The following is a 23,669-nucleotide window of genomic DNA, read 5'->3' on the forward strand; positions in this document are numbered from 1 at the left end:
TTAAATTCCTATTTAGGCGGCTTATTCGACTTATCTCGATTCTGCTCCCGAGACAAAACTTGCGCATTACTATAGCTATTGGTACCCGCCGGAGCACTCGAATCTGCCGGATTCTTTGCCACAATATGGTCGATTTGAACCTCATTGGGAGGCGGAGTGACCCCCTTTTGACTTTTGCTCGCCGGCACTAGCAGCGTCCCATCTAGATCAGACCTCAATTCGCCACCATTGTTAGCCATGTTCTGTTCAATGATGTTTTTCTTCTGCGTTGCCGTGAAATTTTTCCCCGGCCCAACACTCGAGGAATCGGTAAGGTTCGAATATGGGCCATTTCCAGTTGCACCGTTCGCATTAGCATTGGCGTCATCCCCACCATTATTCGACAGGATTGCATTGGACGGCGCGCCTCGCGAACCCGTCAACGAAGCGTTCGCTGCCTGTTCCATAGAGGAATTTACCAACACTGTACCTGGACCGGCTATCGGCGGCTCGCCCCCCTTCGACCCCAAGACCGTGTTGACCCCATTCGCTACGCTCTGAGAGATCAACTGGGCTGGCGACTGCGACATCTTGTCCTGAGCGTCGCGCTTCATCAACGTGCCGAACTGGCTCGCGGCTGAATCGACAGCATCACCAATCGCGTTTCCGATGGCATTTCGTACGCCAGCGACCGTATTCACCGCGCCAACGCCGGCGGCCACCGCTTGATTGATTAGTCCCTGAAGCCCGGTCGCCTTCGCCTGCGCATCCTTGTTGTTGGCGTCGTTACCTGCGTTGTAAAGCTGCACATTCGACGCCATCGCCGCGCCTGCGCTACCGCCAACCAATGCGCCACCAACCGTTGCCGCGACGTTCGCAGCGATGTTGCCGACCAGCGACGAGCCGGTCGTATCGCCGACCGATTTACTGATCTTCTCAGCCTGGTTCGCCAGCAGTGATGACGTGCCGGCTCCCGCTGCCCCACCAATCGCCGTGAGCGCGCTGCCGCCGCCGAGCCCGCCGATCAGTGCACCGCCGCCCATTTGCAGTTCCGCGCGCGACGCTCCGCCTTCCATCCAGCCCTTGGCTTCGTTCAACGCCGCCTGTGCGCCCGCCAAATCGCCAGCCTTATAGGCTTTGTCAGCCGCGTCCAATGCTGCGTCGCGCTTGTGGTCGGCATACAGACCGATCGCCTGCGACACCGTCTGCCCGGCCGCCTGGGCGGCGTTCATCGTGTCAGCCTGCTGCGACAGCATCTTTTGTACATCAGGCGTCTTCGAAACGGTCCCGTTCAGATTCGTCGTGTCGCGGTTCAGGTTCGCGACGTCCTGCGTCTGCTCGCCCGGCTTCGTGATATTGATCGTGCCGGCGCTCACCGCGCTCTTCGTCGTCGCGCTCTGGTCGCCGCTGTCGTTCTGGAACACCATCGGCGTGACGCCACCCGAACCCGATACCGACGACGGCCCAACTGCCTTGGTGCTTACCCCAACTGACGCGCCAGCGCTAAAGCCCGCACTGTTCGCGCTGTAGTGCGAGTGGTTCTCGATGTCGCTCGTCGTGAGCGTGCCCGTCGTCAGACTGTTCTTCGACGCATCGGCCGTGCTGGCGATATACGCGCCCTTCAGGTCGGTGTTGCCCTTCACGGTCACGTCGAACCCGCCCGAGCCCGCCTGGATACCTGCCTGCTCATTCACGCCCGCATAGTTACCGTCCGCGTGGCCGTTCTGTGCACTGAAACTAGCCCCGCCGCCGGTCTGGCTGATCGTGAAGCCGCCGCCCGCGCTCGACTGATGCGCGGCGCTCACGGTCGTATCCTGGACGCTCGCCACGTTCAGGTTGCCGCCCACGTCGGCCACGACCTTGTTCGCGTTCACGTTCGCGCCGATCACGTTCGTGTCGCCGCCGCTCACGATGGTCGCGGTCTGGCTGGCGTTGATGTGCGTGTTGTTCTGGATCGCCGCATCCGAATTGCCGTCGCCGTGTGCGCGCTGCATCGATGCGGACACGCCGATGCCATTCGTGCCGATCGACACGCCGACGCTCGACCCAGACGACGAGTTCGAACTCTGCGTTTTGTCCGTATCGGTCGTATTGACGAGATTGACCTGATTGTTCGCGATCAGCGCCACGTTGGCCGCGTTCACGTTCGAGCCCGCGATCGTGATGTTGCCGTCCTTCGGCGTGCCGTTGCCCGTCGCAATCAGCTTCGCGTTGCCTCCCGCATTGATGCTTGAGCCACGCTGAATCGTCTGGTCTTCCGACGACTGCATCGAACTATGGCTCGAACCAACGCTTACCTGCACACCGATGCTCGGAGCCTGCGGCCCCTTCGCGCCGTTCAACAGCGCTGCGCCGCCCATGCCGCCGAATGCCACGTCGCCGGCCGCCGCGATGCTATGGAGCGCCGACGCGCGGCCGTTGCTGTCCTTCGCCGATTCGCGCGCGGCCTGCGTCTCGCTGATCGCATTGTTGATCGCATCGCCCACTGAGCCCGACAGGCCGACCGTCAGCCCGCTCTTGCTGGTCTGCTGCTGTTGCGCTTGATGTGTCGTGTCGGTGGCCGAATCGATCACGATATTCGCGGCCGTCCCGGTCACGTCCTTGCCCGCGACCAGATCGCTGCCTTGCACGTGCAGCGTATTGCCCGCGTTAACGGTCAGATTACCGTCGACCGAACCGACCGTACTCGCGTAGTTCGTGACGTTCGACACCTGATTCTGCTGCGCGAGCTTGCTGTTGCCGACCGAGAAAGACAGGCCGCCGCCCGACATCAAGCCCGAGTGCTGTTCCTGATAGGTGGTCGACGACTGGCTGGTGTTCTGCGAAGTCGTCACGTTCACATCGTGCGCCGCGTTCAGCGCCACATCGTGCGTGCCGACGACCGTACTACCCTGGATGTTGATGTCCTTGCCGCTGCCGATCGACACGCCGTCCGCCGAAATCAGGCTGCCGTTCGCCACCGTGCTGCTCGCGTCCTGGCTGCTGGCGATTTTTGTGCCGCTCACGACGCCGCTACGGCTATGCGTCTCGCGTGAGTTGTACACGTGCGTTTCAGTCGCGGCCCCGACATTCACATCGCCGGCCGCGAGCAGGTTCGCATCGCCTTTCTTCAGGTCGATCGTGCTGCCGATGACGTTGATGTCCTTGCCCGACACTACATTCAGCGTATCGCCGCCCTTGACGGTCGTACCCGTCAGCGCCTGGTCCGATCCATGCCGGGTTTCCGCATAGCTGCGATTCCCCTGGTCGCCCGAGCTGTTGGCGTTGATGGTCGACGTGACGCTCGCCGCACCGAAGGTCACGTTCCCCTTGGCCGCGATCGTGCCGCCCTGGCCGAAGTCGAGCTGCGCACCTTGCGCGGTCAAGTCACCGCCCACACCGATGGCCGATTTGCCGCCGACGTTCACGGTGCTGCCGGTCGCGCTGTTGAGGTCCGTATCCGACACGCCGTTCGCACGCTGCACGACCTTGTGTTCGCCGGTCTGCTGCACGCCGAGATTCCAGTTCCCGCCAATATTGGCGTTCAGGTTCCCGCCGACATTCAGGTTGCCCGCGTTCTGCTGGAAATCGCCGCCGGTCTTGATCGACGCGTCGCCGGCCACGTTCAGGTTCGCGGCCGGCCCGAGCGTCGTCTTGTCGCTCGTCGCGCCATCGCGGCTCACCTGGTGCGTCGTCTGCGTCGCGGTATCCAGAATCAGCTTGTTGCCCGCGTTCAGGTCGAGGCTGCCGGCCTTCACATTGGCCGACGTAAGATCCACGTTGCCCGTCGTATCGAGCGACATCAGCCCGCCGCTTTGCAGTGCGCCGAACGCGTTGTCGATCTGCTTGCCCTGAAGCGCGAGCGTCGTGTCCGCCTTCACGGTGCCGCTGTTCGTGAAGACCTGCGTATTCTTCAAGTCGATATTACCGGCCGTGATCAGCGGGCCGTTCGCGTTCTGCTGATCGGCCTTCGCCAGATATACGACCGGCACGAGAACTTGCTGACCGCCAACCGTCTCGGTCTGCATGATGATCACGTTGGTCGTGAGCGCAGCCACCTGCTGCGCCGACAGGCTCATGCCGAGCGGCAAGTTCAGCGACTTCGACAATTCCGCGCCCGCGAGCATCAACGACTGATACATGCCCTGAAGGTCCGTATACGGGCCCAATACCGCCTTGCCCGTCAGTTGCGTGACCTGGTTACGCACGAGCTGCTGCTCGTAGAATCCATCTCCAAGGCGCTTCTCGGTCGTCAGCGGATTCACGCCGATCTGGTTCAGGTAATAGTCGCTCGACAGGAAATTGTTCATTCGAGTGAACGCGGGGTTCGTCTCGATGAGGTATGTCGGGTTCGGGGCAGGGTTCGGCCGGTACAGGCCGCCTTGCGGAATCGTCAGGTTGTTCAGCACGTTCACGGCGGTCGCGCTTGCGATGACCGGATCGACCCAGGTGGGCGTACCGCCCTTGATCGCGGCGGATCCCGATTGCGTGCCGCTCGCGTTGCCGCTCACCGTCCCGATCGTCAGTCCCGGCACGGCCTGACCGGGCAGCAAGCCGAGCGACGGAATGGTCGCATTGGCCGCCGTGTTGTTCACGCTCACGCCGTTGCCCGAGATCGTGCCGTTCGCGCCCCAGGTCGAGCGATAGTCGGGCAGGCTGTACTGCCTCACGTCGGCAGGAGCCGCTTGCGTATAGCCCCCCGGTCCGCCAACGAACGGCTTGTCGCCGAACGGCAAGGTCCAGTTGTGTTCCGAGTTGTCGTAGTTGTTGTAGTGGTAGTAGCCGGAATACGTGACCGTTACGCCCGGCGCTTGCTGGCCCGTCGCGCCCCAGCCGTCCATATCGAGACTCACGGGCTGCTTGATGTTGCCGACCGCCGTCACGCTGCTCCAGTAGTTCTGGAATGTCTTGACCGTCGACGCGTCGAGATCGCCGCCCGACGCGATCTGCGCGCCCGGGCTCAGCTTCGTCACCGTGTTGGCTACCGCCTTGCCCTCGTAGGTCGTGTACTGATAACCGCTGTTCCACTGGCCGCCGTTCGGCGGTACCGTGAAGACCCCGCCCGGCTGCAATTTGAGCGCGGCGATGATCGGCGCGGGATCGTAATCGGGGTAATTCGGATCGTGGAACAGGTTGATCCAGTGCACGTCCTGACCACTACAGGCCGCGATGTAGTAAGCGGCGCACCCCGACATGCTGATGCCGAGCTGTTGCAGCAATGCAGGATCAACCTGGTTCGTGTTGCCCGAGGTCTGCATCACGCGCCGCGTGTTCGTGACCTTGTCGGCGTGCAGTTCCATCGAAGCGCCCGATTGGATCGCCGCCGACGAATTGTTGATCAACGCCGCGTTCGTATAGTTGCCGTTCGCATCCTTGCCGCCCGCCAAAGCCACTTTGCCGAGCCCGAATATCGTCGCGGTCGGCATCGAATCGCCCAGCGTCGTGTCGTCGCGGTTCTCGATGTCGTGCGCCAGAATTTCGAGCAGGCCCGACGTGTTCGATGCGCCGATCAGCGCGACAGGGCCGAGGTTCGACACCGTGCCGCTCGCCTGGACGGCGACGCTGCCGCCAACCATCGCGCCGTAGTTCGTCAGGTCGCCCGAATGCGTACTGAGCAGGCTACCGGCCGTCATCGCCCCCGTGTTGACGATGTTGCCGGCGTTGACCGTCAGATTGTGGACCGATTGCAGGTTCGCGCTGTTGGCGAACGTGCCCGACAACGTGAAGGTCAGGTCGTGACCGATGTTGAACTGCGTTTGCGGCGTGGTCGTGAAGTCGCCTTGCAGGTTCATCGTCGCGTCGTGTGCCGCGCTGTATGCGCCACCGCCGAGCAACGTCGAAGCCGCTACCGTCAGGTCACGTGTCGAGCTGATCGAACCATTGGCGTTCGAGATCGCGCCCGTCGTCGTAACATCCACGTCGCCGGTCGAGTTCGCGACGTCGCCTAATTGCCCGCCGGAATTGTCGACCGTATCACCTTTAACATGGAGCGATCCGCCCATCAACTGGCCGCCCTGCGTGTTCGAAATCGCACTCGCGGCGATCGTCACATCACCCTGGCCGGTCATCTGCCCCATGCCGGCGACGCCGCCCGCATGGCTGTTCACGATCTGGCTGCCGCCTTGCACGTTCATCGCGCCGCTGCCGAAGTCGTGCACCGCGCCATCGGTGTTGTCGATCGACGCGGCCTGAATCGACAGCGTGCTCGTGTCGCCCGCCGTGCCCGCCTCGATGTGCCCTTGCTGGTTCGACAGCGCCCCGTTGCCGATGATCGACAGCGCCGCGTTGGAGCGCATCAGGCCCTGAGCGTTGTTCATCGCCCCGGCGATCGTGGCCGCCAGACCCAGTTTCGCCGCGATGACGCCGCTACCATTGTCCAGACTGCCGGCCTTCACGATGGCCTGTCCGTTGGTGCCGATCGTGCCGCCGATATTTTGCAAAGCCCCCGCGCCATTGCCCGGCGTGAGCGTCAGCGTGCCGGTGCCGCCATGCGTGATGGTGCCTTTCGAGTTGTCCAGGGCGGCCGGTGCGAGCGTCAGGTCCGTGCTGTTGGTCTGGATGACGCCGCCATTCGAATTGTCGAGCGTGCCAGCGACAGCAAGTGTCGTCGGGCCGCTCTGCCATTGCGAAATGTGGCCGCCCTGGTTTTTCAGGTTCGCGGCCGTCAACGCAAGCTGGTTGCCTTCGATGTCGCCGTTCTGGCTGTTGTCGATCAGGCCGGCGATGGTGGCCGTCAGGGTGGGGGAGGCGATTTTGCCGCTTAGGTTCGACAGCGAGGCGCTGTGAATCGTCGTCGTGGCCGTTTTCGAACCGAGTTCGCCGCCGTCGTTGACCAGTGCACCGCCTGCGGTCACGTCGACGTTGGCGTTCGACGTGAGCTTGCCGCTCAGGTTCGTGATCGAGTCAGAGGCATTGACGCTCAGGCCAGTTTGGCCGGACGCGGAACCAGCCGAGTTGTCGATCGTCTTGCCTTGCAGGACGGTTTGGCCGTTGCTGGCAATCGTGCCCGCTTTGTTGCTGACCGTGCCCGAACCGTTGCCGACCGTCAGCGTGCCCGTGCCGACGTGCGTGATCGTGCCGCCGTTGTCGTTGATCAGCGCAGCAGGCGTGAGCGACAGATCCGTGCTGCGCGTCTGGATCAGACCGTTGTTCGAGTTATCGAGCGTGTCGGTGATCGCGACCGTCATCGGGCCGGTGCCGGTTTGCGTGACCGTCCCGCCGTGGTTCAGCAGCGTCGAACCGTTCAGCGAGACCGCCGTCGCATTGACCGTGCCCTGGGAGTTGTCCAGCGTCGTGCCGTTCAACACGGCGCTTTGCCCCTCAACTCTGCCGCCGGCATTCGAAAAATGATTGCCGGCGTCGACGGTGGTGGTCTGTCCGGCGTGCAGCGTGCCGTTACCGTTGTCGACGCGCTGGCCGATCACGCGCAGGTTCGCGTCGGCCGACATCGAGCCGCTGTTCGTGACCGTGTTCCCCTGTACGGTCACGTCACCCTTGCCGCCGATGACGCCGCCCGGATCGCCGCTCACGTTCGCGCCGACCGCGTTGGTGAGTGCGCCAGTCGCCATCACCGACAGGCCGTCCGCGTTCAGGGAAATCAGCCGGCCGGCCGAATTGTCGATCGATGCGCCAGCAATCGTTTGCTTGCCCGCGCTTTGAATCAGCCCGGCATTGTTCTGGATCGCACTCCCGCGAACGTCGGCCGTGCTCTGTGAACTCAGCATGCCGTTTTGGTTCGACACGGTGCCGGCCATCTGCACCGACAGCGGGCCTTGCGAATTAGCGCGGCCGCCCTGATTCGACAGGTTGCCACCGCTCAGGGTCATGTCCGAGCCGCTCGACAGATTGCCCTGATCGTTGATGACCGTGCCCGTCGCACTGGCTTTCACAGCACCCTTGGCGCTGACGGTCGAGCCGGCAAGGTTCGAGTCGCCCGCCGTCGCGGTCACGCTCAGGTTGCCGTTGGCGGCCGTCGCGCTGTTCGAAAGATCGACGCCGCTGCCGGTGAAGGTCGTGTTACCGGCTGCGCTGTTGGTACCCGTCGCGGTCACCTGGCCGCTGCCCGTGACGCTCAGGTCGCCGCTCGTTCCGACCGTGCTGTCGGCGTTGATGCCTGCGCCAAGGGTGCCCGTCGAATTGAGGCTACCGACGTTGGCGGTCAGGTTCTGCTGGGCGGTCAACGCGCCGCTGTTGATCAGGTCCGCGCCCGTGTTGATCGTGACCGACTGTTTGCCATACGTGACGCCGGTGTTCTGGATACCGCCCGAGGCCGCCAGCGACATATTGCCGGCCGCATTGGTCTGGCCGGACAGCACGAGGCGACCGTTCGCTTGCAGCGTCAGGTCGCCCGCTTGAGCGGCGATGTCGCCGGCATTTGCAACACCAACGCCATTTTCTGACGAGACGAGAAAGACCCTATTGGCATACATTCCGCCAAGCTGGCTCACGTCGATCGCGATGGCGGGCGCTGCGCCATTGCCGGCGATTGGCGTCGCGTTCAGGCTGTTGTAGTCGATCTGGTTCGATCCAGCGACCACATTCAGGGTCTTCGCGTACGCCTTCGCGTTGATCTGGACGGCGCGTGCCAACAAGTCCACCTGATCGACATTGGCCGTATCGAGCCCCGCGCCGACCACCGAAATCAAGCCCTGATTCACGTTGAAGCCGACTAGCGAGCCGTCTGGCCCGAAGTTCGGATTGCCCGTTGTCAGCGTGGCTCGGCTCGTATTGAGGAAGCCGCCGCCATCCACGACCAGCCCGGCCTGATTCGCGATCACGAGCTGTGCGGCCGCGCCCCCAATCTCGACTTTGCCGCGAATAAAGCTCGGGTTGTTGCTGTTGACCTGGTTGACGATCAGACGCGCCGCGTCACCGGCCTGAAAATTGGGGTTGCCGCCGATAATGCCGCCCAGTTGAGTCTGGACGTTAATCGGCGAGTTATTGAGAATAATCCCTGGCTTGGGTACGTCGAACTGGTTGTAGGTATTCATCGACACACCCGACGAGCCGGGGCGGTTGATGTTCACCTGTTGGATTCCGTTCGGGGCCTGAATCACGGACGGCGCGTGCGCACCTCCCGCGACGACCTGAGCAAAGGCACTTTGGCCGGCCCACAACATCAACGCGGCGATAACGAGCGTACGTGGACCGAATGAGAAATCGAATACGTTCGACTGAGGGGCGGCTCCCTGTCGACTACCCGGTGATCGGCTTGTGGAACTGGCGGTTTCCTGTACCGGCATCAGCGCATGCCGTGTACGGTTGAAGATCACCCGGTAGCAATTACGGTTCACATCAATAGCGCGTCGCGCCCTCTCGGAATTTTGTACGTCGGACGATACATGACGTAACAAATTTCGAGGGTTAACGATTGACAAATTCGATTTGCCGCCAATTTGGCCGGTTCGTTCGCTCGAATGCGCCAACGGAGAATGGAACGTCGAATTTCCCTTGATACGGCACGGCACTTCAGGGAACTTAGCTGGACAACCTATCGCCCCGATTCAGACAGCGCCCGGGCAATCCTACCGAAAGAACGCTTTTAGGGGCGCACCCCTTTCGATATAATTACGCCCTTGTCGGCACTCAGACGAACGCCTGTGGCCCTTATAGGCTATACGTTTGGGGTAAAAAGCGCGGTAAAAGCTTGGTTCAAGCAGACTGCGCCAAGCCGACAGAAGAGGTGCCGGGAGCGTGCTACCAACACAACCCCCGGCGATTTTTTTGGCTTGGGAGCCTGTTCCGTGGAGGGAACACCACAGCTATCACATCTTTGTGGAAGATAGTGAAGCACTGTAGTCGATGCGAACAATAAGGGGGCAGGCGCGCCGCGTCAAGCCCTTGCGCGCGCCATGCGTGGATTTTCATCGCCTACGATTTTTCGATAGTGCTGTGATTTTATACAGTGCTGTCGCCGTTCCCTCTTTCGGAGCAGGCCATTTTCTAGGTGGAAAATGGTTTTCAAACTGCTTCGTCTTGTCGGCGTGCTCGATACCGTCGGCGTCAAGAAAACAACGCTGTATCGCTGGATTCGCGAGGGCAAGTTTCCAGCGCCGGTCCAGTTGGGTGCCAGGAGCGTCGGCTGGCGCGCCACAGACGTCCAGCAATGGGTCGAATCCCGTCAGTCCACGCGGGGGCAGGCATGAGTGCGCACGCCCCGCTGATCAGTCGCGGCGGCCCATATGGTCGCGCGATGGGCGCGGCCGTCACGGCCCGCGACGCTGCGTTCGTGCGTTGCCGCGATGCCCGACTCCGCAAGCTCGCCGGAATCCTTGATGACATCGAGGGGCACTTTTGGAATCGTGGCGACGACGCCGGCAAGCTCGTCGCGATCGCCGTCACGCTCGCGTCGACACTTGCGCTCGAAGCCCCGCGCCTGACGACAAAGCAACTTGGCACCGCCTGCGAGAAGTTCGACCAGGCGATCGCCGCTGCCGAACAAGATTCGGCGAACTACCGTCGTCGGCAGTATCGACAGCTGCGGAAAGCCTATCGTGCGCTTTACAACGACATCGATGCGCAGTGCACCGACGTGACGCGCCGCTTGGAAGTCAGCGCGCTGCTGCGGGGCGTCGCGCTCGGCCAATCGCTAGCGCAAGGCAGCTCGCAACTGGATATCGAACAGCTCAAACTTGCGACCGCTGTGCTCAAGGGGGAGGCCGCCTGATGCTCGCCCAAAGTCACTTTGTACTCGGCAATGCACGGCGAACGGCGTCGCAATTTGCGTCGTCTGGCCCCGCGCGGTATCCTGTGCGCGTCGCTGAAACAGCAGCGAACCGGGTTTGGAAGCCCGGAAAATGTCGGCGGACGACCGCCAATGCGCGGTTTTTTTACGTCCGTGTGCCTTTGCACGCCTTTTTCAATGGGTGGGCGATGGTGGGGAGGCTTCGGCCTGCCGGTGCCGACGTTCCGGTCTTCCAACCCTGCTATCAGCCCGCCCACCCCATTTGGAAGTGGGGAGCGGGCTTCCGAAACGCTAACGTCGGAGGCCGCTTCATGCGCCAGTCCACGCACGCCCATACCGGGCAACCTTTCCCCATCATTCAATCGATCGTCCGTGCCGCCCTTCGCGACGCGGCAACGGCCGACACGTACCAAGACGCACTCGATGCGACCGGCGCAGCACTGGCCGCCATCGCCGCGCTCATCCGTGCAGAGGTGCGGCATGGCTAACCAAGGGCTGTTGCAAGAAGCGTCCATGATCGCCCTGTGTGCGGCCGATCAATTCGCCAATCTCGAAGCCTTGTTCGACGCCATTCGTCAGCATCTTGACGAGTTCACTTACGAGCGCTCGCTGGTCGAAATGGGCCGCGACGTGGCGAGCCAGTACTCGGCCAGCATGCGTCGTCTGTCGAAGCCGGAGGTGAGTCATGTCTGAGCAACGCATCCGCACCGCCGTTGTCGACGGATTCGACAATGCCCCGCCGCTCGATACCGGCGCACCGATCGAGTTGCAATTCGCCGTCGACCTGGGCGCGATCTGCGCCGATGCATGGCTCGACCTGAAGGGTAATGTGCGCCTGCACGACTATGCGGCGCATCAGGCCGCTGCATTCACGCGCGGGCTGGAAACGGCCATGCACGAAACCGGCGAGGTCGACACGCACCGCGTCGCGGTCAGCCGGCAAGCGTTCGCGGCCGGCCTGATGGGGCGCGTGCAACAGCACCTGTTCGCGGCGCTCGGTCTGGTCACGCGCGAACCGCGCACGACACACTGAGGGGAATCATGGCAAAGACGAACAAGAAAACCCTGCCCCCGCTCGCGTCGCACTTCGTGGCCGAGGTGAACCGGCCGGACGGCAACCGCATCGGCACGCGGATCAGCGATGCAATGGAGCTGCTGGACAGCCTGCATTGGGCGGCCGACAAGGCCATGTCCGATGACGACTACTGGCTTGTGCTGAGCCTGTTCCGCGCGTCCCTGCCGTCGATCGGCGCGGCACTGGAGGCGGCGAACGACGCACTCGGCGAGTCGCGGCTCGGCCGCTACGTCTACAGCAACGACGTCACGGCGGGCGGGGCGGTTCTGTCGGTGCCTCGCGCGGCCGGCTGACGCTCCGCCGCAAGGCATCTTCGCATCATTCAATTCTTCGCGCGTCGGGTAGCTGCTTGACCGATATGGACTACTAATCGGAAGTCGACCGACGCGCGTCCAGTGGGAACCTATGAGTAACGCACCCATGTCCGAATTCGAGCGGGCGAGAGTCGCGCTCGGCTATGTTCCGCCCGACGACCGCGACACGTGGAGTCAGGTGGGGATGGCGCTCAAGGCTGAGTTTGGCGAGGAGGGCTTCGCCCTCTGGAACGAATGGAGCCAAGGCGCGCAGAACTACAACGGCAAGGACGCGCGCGATGTGTGGAAGTCGTTCAAGGGCGGCAAGATCACCATCAACACGCTGTTTCACCTCGCGAAGCTTGGCGGCTTCGATCCGCGTGCGCATCGAGCAAAGCCCGTCGATCCAGCGGAGCGCGAGCGGCAGAAAGCCGAGCGCGCGGCCCGCGAAGCGGCCGAGCTGGCCGAACTGACCGAGAAACAGCAAGCCGCGTCGGCGCTCGCTGAGTCGATCTGGTCGGCGGCCGAGCCCGCGCCGGCCGATCACCCGTACCTCGTTCGCAAGCGCATCCCGGTCGACGCGCTGCGCGTCCATCGCGGCGGCTTGTGCATTGGCACGGCTGCGTGCGACGGCGCACTCGTCATTCCGGCCCGTGACGCCGACGGCAAGCTGTGGACGCTGGAGTTCGTCCTGACGGACGGCCAGAAACGCTATCTGCCGAACGGCCGCAAGGCGGGCTGCTTCTCGCTGATCGGCGGCCCGCTATCTTCCGCGCCGTCCACGCTGCTGATTGGCGAGGGTTACGCCACGTGCGCGACGCTCGCGGCCGCGACCGGCTATCCGGCTGCCGTCGCGTTCGACGCCGGCAACCTGCACGCGGTCGCGACGGCGCTGCGCGGCCAGTATCCGGACGCCCGCATCGTCGTATGCGCGGATGACGACCACACGACAAAGGGCAATCCGGGCGTGACGAAAGCCCGTGCGGCGGCCGAGGCCGTCGCCGGCATCGTCGCCGTGCCCGACTTCGGTCCGAACCGCCCGACGGCCGGCACCGACTTCAACGACCTGGCTGCGCACCTCGGCCCGGATGCGGTGGCCGCCGCCGTGCGCGCTGCGCTTGCGCCGGCCGGCTCGGCTGACGCCGGCAAGGCCAAGGCAGCACTGCCCGCCGTGAAGCCTGCCAAGCGCCCGAAAACAGCCCGCGCGCAGGACGGCAAGTCGCGGTTCATTGTCGACGATAAGGGCGTGTGGTTTCACGGCTTCAACAATCAGGGCGATCCGCTGCCACCACATTGGGTCAGCACGCGGATCGACGTGATTGCGGAGACGCGAAACGAGATGAACAGCGAGTGGGGCTACCTGCTCGAATTCACGGATCGCGACGGCATCCTCAAACGGTGGGCGGTGCCGGCCGGACTCTTTGCCGGCGACGGAACGGAGCTGCGCCGCATGCTGCTCGATATGGGCGTGAAGCTCGGCGTCACGCAGATCGCCCGCACGCAGATCGCGAACTATGTGCAGATGGCGCAGCCGGACGAGCGCGTGCGCTGCGTGCCGCGCGTCGGCTGGCATCACGGCGCGTTCGTGCTGCCCGATCGCGTCATCGGCACCGGCAAAGAGGCGCTGATCTATCAGGCCGACACGCCGATCCAGAGCCAGTTCAAGGAGCGCGGCACGCTGGACGACTGGCGACGCGAGGTCGCGGCCTACTGCGTCGGCAATAGCCGGCTGCTGTTCTGCGTCGCTACCGCCTTCGCTGGTCCGCTGCTGCACTTCTCCGGCCTTCAGTCGGGCGGCTTCCACCTGCTCGGCACGACGTCCAAGGGCAAGTCGACGGGCGGCGTCATCGCTGCATCCGTGTTCGGCTCGCCCGACTACGTGCGAAGCTGGAAGGCGACCGACAACGCCCTCGAAGCCGTCGCCACGCAGCATAGCGACGCGCTGCTGATCCTCGATGAAATAGGGCAGGTCGAGCCGCGCTTGGTTGGCGATGTGATCTACATGCTTGCGAACGAGTCGGGCAAGGCTCGCGCGTCGCGTAGCGGCTCGGCCAAGCCGGTGCTTACGTGGCGGCTGCTGTTCCTGTCGAACGGCGAAAAGAGCGTGTCCGCGCTGATGGCCGAGGGCAACAAGCCCATGAAAGGCGGTATCGAGGTGCGCTTGCCCGCGATCCCGGCCGAGGTCGGCGAGATGGGCGTCGTGGAGAAGCTGCACGGCTTCCCGACGCCGGCCGCGCTGATCGAGCATCTTGAGCGGCACGCCGGCATGCACTACGGCACGGCCGGCCCCGCCTTCATCGAGTGGGCGTCGTCGCAGGCGGGTGAGCTGGCCGAACACCTGCGCATGCGCGTGGACGAGCTGGTCGCGCAGTGGGTGCCGATCGGCGCGCATTCGCAGGTCGCGCGGGTCGCCAAGCGGTTCTGTCTCGTTGCCGTGGCCGGCGAGCTGGCGACAGCGCACGGGCTGACCGGCTGGCCGCCGGGCGAATCGGTCGAGGCCGCGCGTCGTTGCTTCGATGGCTGGCTCGAACTGCGCGGCGGCACCGGCAATTCGGACGAGGCGGAAGCCGTGCGACAGGTACGGTATTTCCTGGCCGCGCACGGCGACAACCGTTTCGTGTGGATGCACCGGTCGAAGGATGACCATCGGCCGAACGTGCCGCATCGAGCGGGCTGGAAACGGCTGCTGAAGCGCAGCCAGCGCGACACGGCCATCGCATCGGATCAGGATTACTACACGGAGTTCGGCGACAAGATGAGTGCCGACGACGCGGAGAACGTCGAGACCGAATATCTGATCGAGTCGAGCGTGTTCCGTGAGGAAGTGTGCGCCGGCTTCGATTACAAGATGGTGGCCGAGGCGTTGAAGAAGCGGGGCGTGCTCAGGCCCCGTTCTGACGGTTATCCCTACCGCAAGGAGGATATCCCCGGACACGGCCCGGCGATGGTCTATCGCGTGTTGCCGTCGATCTTCGCACTCGATCTGTAAAGTGCACCGCCGCCGTGGAGGGGCGGTGGCGGACATACCTTTGCGCGGCAATTCCCGTCCGGAGCAAAGTGACTTTGGACGAGATACGTTCCAGATGGAACTGGGCGGGCGGAAATCGCGACTCTTAATCCATTTGCAACAATGGGCGGAAATTTTCCTCCAACACCTCCAACACCCTCCAACTCGTTTGGAGGAACGTAAAGCCTTATCCCACAAGGCTTTGAGGCCAGTTCAAACCATTTCCTCCAAACCTCCAACTCGTTTTGCACTGAGCGGATTCGTGCTGCGCGTTCGGTGCGGACCAGATTCCAGATGGGACAAGGCTTTCCGGGGAATTCATGCCCCGGAATGCGGGTTTTCGAGGGGGGGCGTACGCGAAACGCACCGAAGCCACATTGTTGCACCCACCGAGAGAGTCGGTGGACGGCCCGGACAACCAAGGGACCCTGTACAGGAGCCAACATGCGGGGGCTCACACCCGCGCTCTTTCTCTACTGACGACGAAAACAAGGGGGGCACATAATCATAAAGGGCCAAATCACGCACGCCCCTGATGCGTTGGCCTTGCCCGTTTTACTGGTGGGGAGCGCGCGTAAGGGGGGTCATATTCACGGCCCGGCGGCGGATCATTTGGACGAGCGGGTCCTGCCTGGTGCGTTGCGTGAGCGGGTGATTCGAGCGCGTCACACGCGCGGCTCGTCGCAATTTTCAGGGTGGTCAGTACGGTGGTCGGGTGGTCAGGCGGCGGCCTTGGTCATCGAAGCCTTCACCTCCTGCTCAATGTAGTCGGCCCATGCCTGCATCAAGGCCAGGCGCTTCTCAAACAGGTCGCCGCGTCGGTAGGCCGCTTCCGTCTTGTCGCGAATTGCGTGCGCGAGCGCCATTTCCACCACCTCATTCGCGAATGGCGTGCACTCTGCGGCCCAATCACGGAACGTCGACCGGAAGCCGTGAACCGTAAGGTCAGCTCGCCCCATCGCCTTCAGCAGCTTTCGCATCGCACTGTGCGCGAGCGGTCGCCCCGCCTTCGAGCCTTCGAAGATCGGCCCCGCATCCGCTTGGAACAGGCCGTTTAACAAGGCGAGTGCCGACGATGACAACGGCACGCGATGGGAGCGCTTGGCCTTCATTCGTTCAGGCGGGATTTCCCAAACAGCCCCCTGTTGATCCACCTCGCTGAAGGGCGCACCCGTCGACTCATTTGAACGCACCGCCGTCAGGATCGTGAATTCGAGCAACCGTGCGGCTGTGCCCGACACCGCGCGCAGCTCGACCATAAACGCGCCGATGTCGACATACGGCAATGCCGCAAAGTGCTTCACCTGCTTGACCTTACGGGGGGATGCCAAAAGCTGTTCAAGATGCCCCGTCCATCGCGCCGGGTTCTCGCCGCTGCGCAATCCACGAACCTTGGCCCAATCAAGGATGGTTTCAATGCGGGCGCGCACACGAGAAGCCGTCTCGTTCTTGGTCAACCAGACGGGCTCCAACACCCGCATCACTAAATCAGTCGTCACATCAGCGGGACGCAGCGCGCCGATGACGGGATAGGCATATGTGGCCAGGGAGCGAACCCAATGCTTTCGATACCTCTCACTCTGCCATTCCGCGCCTCGCGCCTTGATATAGGCAAGTGCACATTGCTTGAACGTCAGCGCCGAAACAACCTTGGCCTTGCGCTCAGCCTTCTCCTGCTTGCGCACGATCGCCGGATCATCGCCTCGCCACACAACTTCGCGGTGCGCGTTGCGAGCGGATCTCGCCACCTCAAGCGTCACGCGGGGGTACGGGCCGATCTGGATCAAGCCCTCGCGGCCGTCAGGCTTCGAGTAACGAAATTGCCAATATTTGTGGCCGGTCGGCCGAACGAGCAGCGCGAGCCCCCCACCGTCACTGAGTCGATAGGCGCGCTCACGCGGCTTGGCCGCACGGCATTGAACATCACGAAGAAGGCGTTCCGCCATGTCTAAACACCCCAAAATCTACCCGGAAAAGTACCCGGAAAAATTGGGGATTGTACGATACCTCCCGGCCCTATACAGCACTATCGATCGCCACAACCCCGCGCAGATAAAGGGAAGTCTGGATGCTCTCGAATTTTACGGCACCCTAAGGGCGTAGCTACTGGTGGATCGCGCCGCGCGAAACGGCGGGCGAGGCGCTCGTCGGGCGGTTCTGCGCGTGGCTCGAAGCGCAGGCGCATGGGGGCTGATGAGCCGCCGGGCGTCGAGCGGGGAAGCGCGGCGTGGCCGAGGGGCGCGCGGCACGCCAATCGGGTGACGGACCAGTCGCGCGACGAAAGTCATGCGATCGCAGCCCCGCCGCATTTCGACCGCCGCATTTCGACCGCCGCATTTCGTGCGCCGCACTTCGACCACCCCGCACCAGGCAATGCAATTCGAGCCGCACGCCAATCGAGGCCACCCCGCCGCCGCTCACACCATCGGCCCCGGCTCCTTCTCCTTGCGCAGCAGCGCGTATAGGATGATCGCGCCGAACGTCGCGGTGCCGATCCCGCCGAGCGCGAAGCCGCCGAACTTCAGCGAGAAGTCGCCCGCGCCGAGCACGAGCGTGACGGCGGCGACGATCAGATTCCGGTTGTCGGAAAAGTCGACGCGGTTCACGACCCAGATCCGTGCGCCCGTCACCGCGATGAGCCCGAACACGACGATCGACACCCCGCCCAGCACCGGCCCCGGAATCGTCTGAATCACCGCGCCGAACTTCGGCGAGAAGCCGAGCGCGATCGCGATCAGCCCGGCCGCGACGAACACGAGCGTCGAGTAGATCCGCGTCACCGCCATCACGCCGATGTTCTCCGCATACGTCGTCACGCCCGTGCCGCCCATGCTGCCGGAGACGATCGTCGCGAGCCCGTCGCCGACGAACGCGCGGCCGACGTAGCGGTCGAGGTTGCGGCCCGTCATCGCGCTCACCGCCTTGATGTGGCCGAGATTCTCGGCGACGAGGATCACCGCGACGGGCGCGATCAGCAGGATCGCGTGCGGATCGAACACGGGGCGGTGAAACGTCGGCACGCCGAACCAAGCGGCGTTCGCGACGCTCGCGAAATCGATCGGCTTGCCGAGCCCCATGCCGTTGGTGAGCGCCGCATAGATCGCGTACGCGATCAGCACGCCGACGAGAATCAGGAGCCGCTGCAGCATCCCGCGCGCGAACACCGCGACGCCGCCGACGCAAAGCACGGTCACGAGCGCAAGCGTGGAATCGAACGTCGACGCGGACACGCCCTTCACCGCGATCGGCGCGAGATTGAGGCCGATCACCGCGACGATCGAGCCCGTGACGACGGGCGGCATCAGCGCCTCGATCCAGCGCGTGCCGACCGCCGACACGACGACGCCGATCAGCGCATAGGCGACGCCGCACGCGACGATCCCGCCGAGCGCGACGGGGATGTTCGGATTCGCGCCGCTGCCGCCGTAGCCCGTCACCGCGATCACGAGGCCGATGAACGCGAAGCTCGAGCCGAGATAGCTCGGCACGCGGCCGCCGACGAGCGCGAAGAACAGCAACGTGCCGATTCCGGACATCAGGATGCAGAGATTCGGATCGAAGCCCATCAGAAGCGGGGCGAGCACCGTCGAGCCGAACATCGCGACGACGTGCTGCACGCCCATCGCGAACGTCTGCGGCCACGGCAGGCGCTCGTCGGGCGCGACGACGCGGGCCGCGTCGTCGCGCGACGGCGCGCGCCAACGCGGGAAATAGGAATCGGCCATCGCGGAATTCTCCTTGTTGTCTGGATTGAGGCGCGCGCGACGGCGCGTCGAGGCAAAATCACGCGCGAGTGTACGAAGCGGGAATCGCGCTGACAAGCGGCGCGCAAAAACGGCCGCGGCGCGGGATGCGCGCGGACAGGAAACGCAAGGAAGGGGAAAGGAAGCGCATCCGCGCGGAGGTGATGAAAACGGGCCGCGACCGCGGACGGCGAGGGTGACGAAGGAACGCGGCTTGGAAGCCCCGCGCGCGATCTCGCCGGGCGCGCGCCGCCGATTCCGAAAGGCGGCCAGGCCGACAAAGCGCGCCTGGCCGCGGCCGATGGGACTGAGGAGACCGATAAGGCCGATGCAGCCGATGCAGTCGATACGGCCGGTGCCCCACGCGCGCGACGCAATCGCAACCGCTGCCGCTGCGCACGGCAAGTCACAGCGCACGAAAGCGGTCCCGCTGCGTCCCGTCGGCGCGGTCGCGCCTGCGAAGGCGGCGGCGCCGGCGAAGCCACCGAAGCCACCGATGCCACCGATGCCGACGGTAAAACGCCCGCCCCGAAAAGCAAAACGGGCGGCAAGAGCCGCCCGCTTGAACACCGCCATGCGTCATACACGCGCGGCGCGGCCGCAAACCGCGCCGTCGACGAACCGATCACCCGTCGCCCCGCCCCGCCTCGCCGGCCGCCCCGCCGCCGAGCGCGAGCCGCGACGCTTACGGATTCAGATACTGGAACAGCGACAGGTTCTGCATCTGCACGAACGCCTTCTGCGCGGCGCTCAGCGAATTCTGCAGTTGCAGGAACTGGCTGATCGCGGCGGGCAGATTCGTGTCGGTCAGGTTCGACAGGCTGTTCGCCGCCTGCAGCGAATTCGTCGACGTCACCGACTGTATCGCCTTCACCTCCTGCATGCGGCCGCCGACCGAGGCCTGCACGGTCAGCACGTTCGTCAGCGTGTTCATCAGCTTTGTCGATGCGGTGGCCATCGCGTTCGAGAGCGCGGTCGACGCGGTCGGGCTGTTGCCGACGGGCGCCTTCAAAGCGGCGATCGCCGTGTCGAGCGTCGCGAATACGTCGGCGCCCGATTGCGGGGCGGGCGTCACCGTGAACTGGTCGCCCGCCGCCGGCGTGCCCGACACCGCGACCGTCTGCCCGCCGAGGTTGATCCCCTGGCCCGACGAGTATGGCTGCGCGGCGCTCGTCGTCGGCGGCTGGACCGTGTTGTCGGTCACCGTATAGGTAGGCGCCGCCGCCGTGCCGCCGAAGGTGATCGTGAACTGGTGCGCGTTGGTCGGATCGGACGGATTCGTGATGCTGACCGCGCCGACCGTGCCCGTGCCCGTGTTGCTCGCGGCCGCGGCCGGCACCGGAAGGCTGCCGAGGAACGGCACCGACAGGAACACGCTCGCGCCGTTGTCGCCCTGCGAGACCGTGTTCGTGTCGGCGATCTGCACGACGCGCGAGCCGTAGTCGCCGCTGTAGTTGACGCCCCCGCCCGCCTTGTTCGCGAACGGCGCGGTCGTCGGCTGGAAGCCCGCGAACACGTAGTTGCCCGCGCCGTCCGTCGTGTTCGCGAGCGTGAGCAGGTGATCGCGCGAACCCTGGAGCTGAGCGGCGAGCGCCGCGCGATCGCTGTCCGACAATCCGCCGTCGCCCGCGTGCATGATCGTCTGATACGCGGCGTTGAGCGCGTCGCTCACGCTCGTGAGCGTCGAGGATTCGGTCTGCAGCGACGTCAGCACCGTCGACTGGTTCGACGTGTACTGCGCGAGCGTCGCCGACGTGGCCGTCAGCTGCACCGCCTGCGCGGCCGCGAGCGGGTTGTCGGCGGGCGTCGTCAGGCTGACGCCGCTCGCCACCTGCTGGTAGAGCTGAGCGATCTGCGCCTGTTGGTCGTTCATCATGCTGACGTTCAGGCTGTAGAGCTGAGAGCTGGAAATGCGCATCGCCGTCTACCTCGTTCAGTTGAACAGACCGAGCACGGTCTGGAACAGCGAGTCCGCCGTCTGGATCACCTTCGCGTTCGCCTGATACAACTGCTGGTACTGCATCAGGTTCGCCGCTTCCTCGTTCTGGTTCACGCCCGACACCGCCTGCTGCTGCGCCGTGATCTGGCCGACGAGCGCCGTCTGCGCGGTGCTCGACGCCTTCAGCTGGCTCGCCGCGTTGCCGATCGCGTTCACGTAGCCCGCGTACGCGCCCGTCAGCGTGGTCGTGCCGTTGTTCATCGTCTTCGAGCTCACGAGCTGCGACAGCGCGAGCGCGTTGCGGCCGTCGTTCGTGCCCTTGTTCGCGCCGATCGTGAACTGATCGCCGTCCGCGGGCGCGCCCGACAGCGACACGCTCACGCCGTTCATCACGCCGGACGGCGCGGGCTGCGTCGTGCTCGAGATCGTCAGCGACGCGCCGACCGACGCATCGTAAGGCACGGGCGTCGTCGCGCTCGTGATGTTGACCGACGTCGGCGGCGTGCCCGCGATCGTCACCGTCGTGCCGACCGGGAAGCCGGAGAGCGTCTTCGACGACGCGTTGTAGGTGAGCGTCGTCGTGCCGGACGGCAGTTGATAGCCCGCGCTCACCGAGCCCTGCGTGATCGCGCCCGTGCCGCTGTTCGTCGACGTGGCCGCCGCGAGCACCGGCGACGCGGCCGCGATCGCCGAGCCGCTCGAAGTGGCGAGCGCGAAGCCGTCGAGCGCGCCGCGCGTCGGCAGCACGGTGAACGCGTCGCCCGCGGCGGGCGTGGCCGAAAGCGACAGATTCAAGCCGCCGATCGTCATCGTCGGCGGGTTGGTGGTCGGCGTCGCGGTGCCGACGACGCTGCCCGTCGCGCGATCGGTCAGCGTGTACTTCGAGCCGTCGTACGACAGCGAATAGTCGCTCGACGTCGGCTGCGAGCCGTTCGCGAACGACACGGACAGCGTCGCGCCGCCGGTATTGCCCTGATTCGCGTAGACGGTCGGGCCGCCGGCCGTGAACAGGTTGCCGCCCGGATTGCCCGACAGGTCGATGCCGAGCGCGTTCTGCGCATTGACCTGCGACGCGAAGCTGACCGCGAGCGCGCCGAGCTGCGCCTGCGCCGGATCGAGCGTCTGGCTGCGGAACGCGAGCAGGCCGCCCAGCGTGCCGCCCGTCAGTGACACGTCGGGCAGGTACTGCGGGCTGCCCTGCGGATTCGCGCCCGCGACGCCCTGCGACACGATCGTGAGCTCGCTCGGATCGGACTTCGACGCGACCGCGGCCAACTGATAGCTCGCATTCCCGACGACGAGCGGCTGGCCGCCCGAAAGGAACACGCTGTAGCTGCCGCTGCTCTGCACGACCTGCACGCCGGCGAGCTGCGACAGGTTCGACACCGCGAGATCGCGCTGGTCGAGCAGTTGGTTCGGCGGCTGCCCCTGCGCGCTCGCCGACGCGATCTGCTCGTTGAGCTGCGCGATCTGCGCGGTGTAGCTGTTGATCTGCGTGACGGTGTCGGTGAGCTGAGAATTCACGCTCTGCCGCAGTTGCGAATACTGCTGGCCCGCGGCGACGAGCTGGCTCGCGAGCGTCTGCGCGTTGCTGATCGCGGTCTGCCGCGCGGACGGATCGGCCGCGTTGTTCGCGACCGTCTGCAGGCCGGTGAAGTAGTTCGTGATCGCGGTCGAGATGCCGGCCGTCGGGCTGCCGACGTAGTTGTTCAGTTGCGCGACGAGCGAATAGTAGGTCGACAGCGAGCTGCCTTGCGTCTGCGCCGCGTTGAGCTGGTTCGACAGATACTGGCTGTACTGCCGCTGGACCGTCACGGTCGTCACGCCTTGCGGCAAATAGCCGCTGCTCGTGTACTGGCCGCTCGCCTCCGAATACACGGGGCGCTCGACCGAATAACCGGGCGTCGCCGAATTGCTGATGTTCTGACCGGTCGTGGTGATCCCCCAGAGCGCGGCGTTCAGGCCGCTGATCCCGAGGTTCATGAGGGTATTGGACATGCGCGATCCTATGAGCCGGCCGCGCCGCGGCTGCCGGGTTGCGTAGACTCCCGGTATAACGGCCGCGCGTGAGAAAAATTGAGGGAATGCGCGCGCAAAAATGCATGCGGCGCGCCGCGGCCGGCGCGCGGGCGCCGTCGCGATGGCTGCGGGCGTCGCGTGCGGCCTGGCCCGCACGGGCGCGATGGCCGCGCGGCTCAGGCCCGCGCGAGCTGCCGGCGCTTCATCTCGAGCTGCGTGATGAGGCGCTGCAGCGTGTTCTCCGCGCTGCCCGGCAGCGACAGGAAGCGAAAGCCCAGTTGGTAGCGGCGCGTGCCGTTCGGCGCGTCGGTCGAGCGGTGCGACACGAGCTGCAGATCGAGCGACAGCATCCCATGGCCGTTCAGGTTCAATTCGACGTCGGGCAGCGTCGTGCCGAGCTCGAGCGTCGACACGCGCTCGTCGACCGTGCGCAACCCGAGGCCGCCGAGCGACAGGTTGTGCACTTCGAACAGGAAAGTCTCGCCGTCCGGCAGCTTGCCGCGGCACACGTAAGGATCGAGGATCGGCGCGTCGACGCGGAAATATTCGCGGCGCTGCACGCAGTACAGCACGTCGGGGAAATCGGCTTCGAACGCGGGAAGGTTCTCGTAGCGGGTCTCGCGCGGGGTCGCGGTCGAGAATTCGACGCGCACGCCCTCCGGCGCCGCATGAAACACGCAGTCCGGCGCGGCGAGGATGCCCGCGTTCTGGTCGGCGAGCGCGCCCCAGTCGAACACGAAGGTTCGCGCGCCGACGTCGACGTCGAGAATGCGCGTGACAAGCTGACCGCCCTGGTACTGGACGGTCAGGAAATCTCCTCGATTGACGAGATTGCGCAGCTGCACGCCGATCTCGAGCGGATTGCGGCGGCCGTAATCATGGCCGGAATGCGCGGCGGCGCTCGCGGCCTGACTCGTCGACTGTTCGGTATTCATGGCTTGCCGGTATTTT

At 64.7% G+C, this 23,669-nt stretch carries 13 protein-coding genes and 1 pseudogene; 8 read left to right on the forward strand and 6 right to left on the reverse strand.

Annotated features, from left to right (window positions below; translation table 11 throughout):
* Nucleotides 1–8 precede the first annotated feature (8 nt).
* Complete coding sequence (locus WS78_RS18520; protein ID WP_059578255.1) at nucleotides 9–9,251, reverse strand: hemagglutinin repeat-containing protein; 9,243 nt, start codon at nucleotides 9,249–9,251, stop codon at nucleotides 9–11.
* Between the two features lie 660 nt (nucleotides 9,252–9,911).
* On the opposite strand from WS78_RS18520, the gene WS78_RS18525 reads away from it, so the two are divergent.
* The 7 genes from WS78_RS18525 (at nucleotide 9,912) to WS78_RS18555 (ending at nucleotide 14,999) form a co-directional block, all read left to right on the forward strand.
* The gene (locus WS78_RS18525) at nucleotides 9,912–10,103 is read left to right on the forward strand and encodes a helix-turn-helix transcriptional regulator (RefSeq protein WP_058039768.1); all 192 of its coding nucleotides are present in this window, start codon (nucleotides 9,912–9,914) and stop codon (nucleotides 10,101–10,103) included.
* On the forward strand, nucleotides 10,100–10,624 hold the full coding sequence (locus tag WS78_RS18530; RefSeq protein ID WP_059578251.1) for a hypothetical protein: 525 nt from the start codon (nucleotides 10,100–10,102) through the stop codon (nucleotides 10,622–10,624). The genes WS78_RS18525 and WS78_RS18530 overlap by 4 nt, the downstream gene beginning before the upstream one ends.
* Nucleotides 10,625–10,953: 329 nt before the next feature.
* A complete protein-coding gene (locus tag WS78_RS18535; RefSeq protein WP_082717673.1) occupies nucleotides 10,954–11,130 on the forward strand; it encodes a hypothetical protein in 177 nt (58 codons plus the stop codon).
* Nucleotides 11,123–11,335 carry a hypothetical protein gene (locus WS78_RS18540; RefSeq protein ID WP_059578244.1) on the forward strand — a complete coding sequence of 71 codons (213 nt, stop codon included), beginning with the start codon at nucleotides 11,123–11,125 and terminating at the stop codon, nucleotides 11,333–11,335. The genes WS78_RS18535 and WS78_RS18540 overlap by 8 nt, the downstream gene beginning before the upstream one ends.
* Nucleotides 11,328–11,675 (forward strand): hypothetical protein, encoded by a 348-nt coding sequence (locus WS78_RS18545; RefSeq protein ID WP_059578240.1) that lies wholly within the window; start codon nucleotides 11,328–11,330, stop codon nucleotides 11,673–11,675. The genes WS78_RS18540 and WS78_RS18545 overlap by 8 nt, the downstream gene beginning before the upstream one ends.
* An 8-nt stretch (nucleotides 11,676–11,683) precedes the next feature.
* Complete coding sequence (locus tag WS78_RS18550; protein WP_059578234.1) at nucleotides 11,684–12,010, forward strand: hypothetical protein; 327 nt, start codon at nucleotides 11,684–11,686, stop codon at nucleotides 12,008–12,010.
* Between the two features lie 127 nt (nucleotides 12,011–12,137).
* Entirely contained in the window at nucleotides 12,138–14,999 is a 2,862-nt protein-coding gene (locus WS78_RS18555; protein WP_059578230.1) for a DUF927 domain-containing protein, read from the forward strand.
* 737 nt (nucleotides 15,000–15,736) lie between these two features.
* Here WS78_RS18555 and WS78_RS18560 read toward each other — a convergent pair.
* Nucleotides 15,737–16,963 (reverse strand): tyrosine-type recombinase/integrase, encoded by a 1,227-nt coding sequence (locus tag WS78_RS18560; RefSeq protein ID WP_059578226.1) that lies wholly within the window; start codon nucleotides 16,961–16,963, stop codon nucleotides 15,737–15,739.
* Nucleotides 16,964–17,115: 152 nt separating this feature from the next.
* Between WS78_RS18560 and WS78_RS38245 the strand changes: the two are divergent.
* A pseudogene (locus WS78_RS38245) lies at nucleotides 17,116–17,211 on the forward strand (transcriptional regulator); the annotation flags it as partial.
* 223 nt (nucleotides 17,212–17,434) lie between these two features.
* Here WS78_RS38245 and WS78_RS18565 read toward each other — a convergent pair.
* From WS78_RS18565 to WS78_RS18580, 4 genes are all read right to left on the reverse strand, one after another.
* A complete protein-coding gene (locus WS78_RS18565) occupies nucleotides 17,435–18,742 on the reverse strand; it encodes a solute carrier family 23 protein (protein WP_059578223.1) in 1,308 nt (435 codons plus the stop codon).
* Nucleotides 18,743–19,445: 703 nt separating this feature from the next.
* Nucleotides 19,446–20,678, reverse strand: coding sequence for a flagellar hook-associated protein FlgL (gene flgL, locus WS78_RS18570; protein WP_059578219.1), 1,233 nt, complete (start codon nucleotides 20,676–20,678; stop codon nucleotides 19,446–19,448).
* Nucleotides 20,679–20,693: 15 nt separating this feature from the next.
* Nucleotides 20,694–22,697, reverse strand: a complete 2,004-nt coding sequence (gene flgK / locus WS78_RS18575; protein ID WP_059578216.1) for a flagellar hook-associated protein FlgK — start codon at nucleotides 22,695–22,697, stop codon at nucleotides 20,694–20,696.
* Between the two features lie 197 nt (nucleotides 22,698–22,894).
* Nucleotides 22,895–23,653: a flagellar brake protein gene (locus WS78_RS18580; protein ID WP_038748403.1), complete on the reverse strand. Its 759-nt coding sequence runs from the start codon at nucleotides 23,651–23,653 to the stop codon at nucleotides 22,895–22,897.
* Nucleotides 23,654–23,669: the final 16 nt, after the last annotated feature.

The sequence above is a fragment of the Burkholderia savannae genome (assembly GCF_001524445.2).
Classification (GTDB): Bacteria; Pseudomonadota; Gammaproteobacteria; order Burkholderiales; family Burkholderiaceae; genus Burkholderia; species Burkholderia savannae.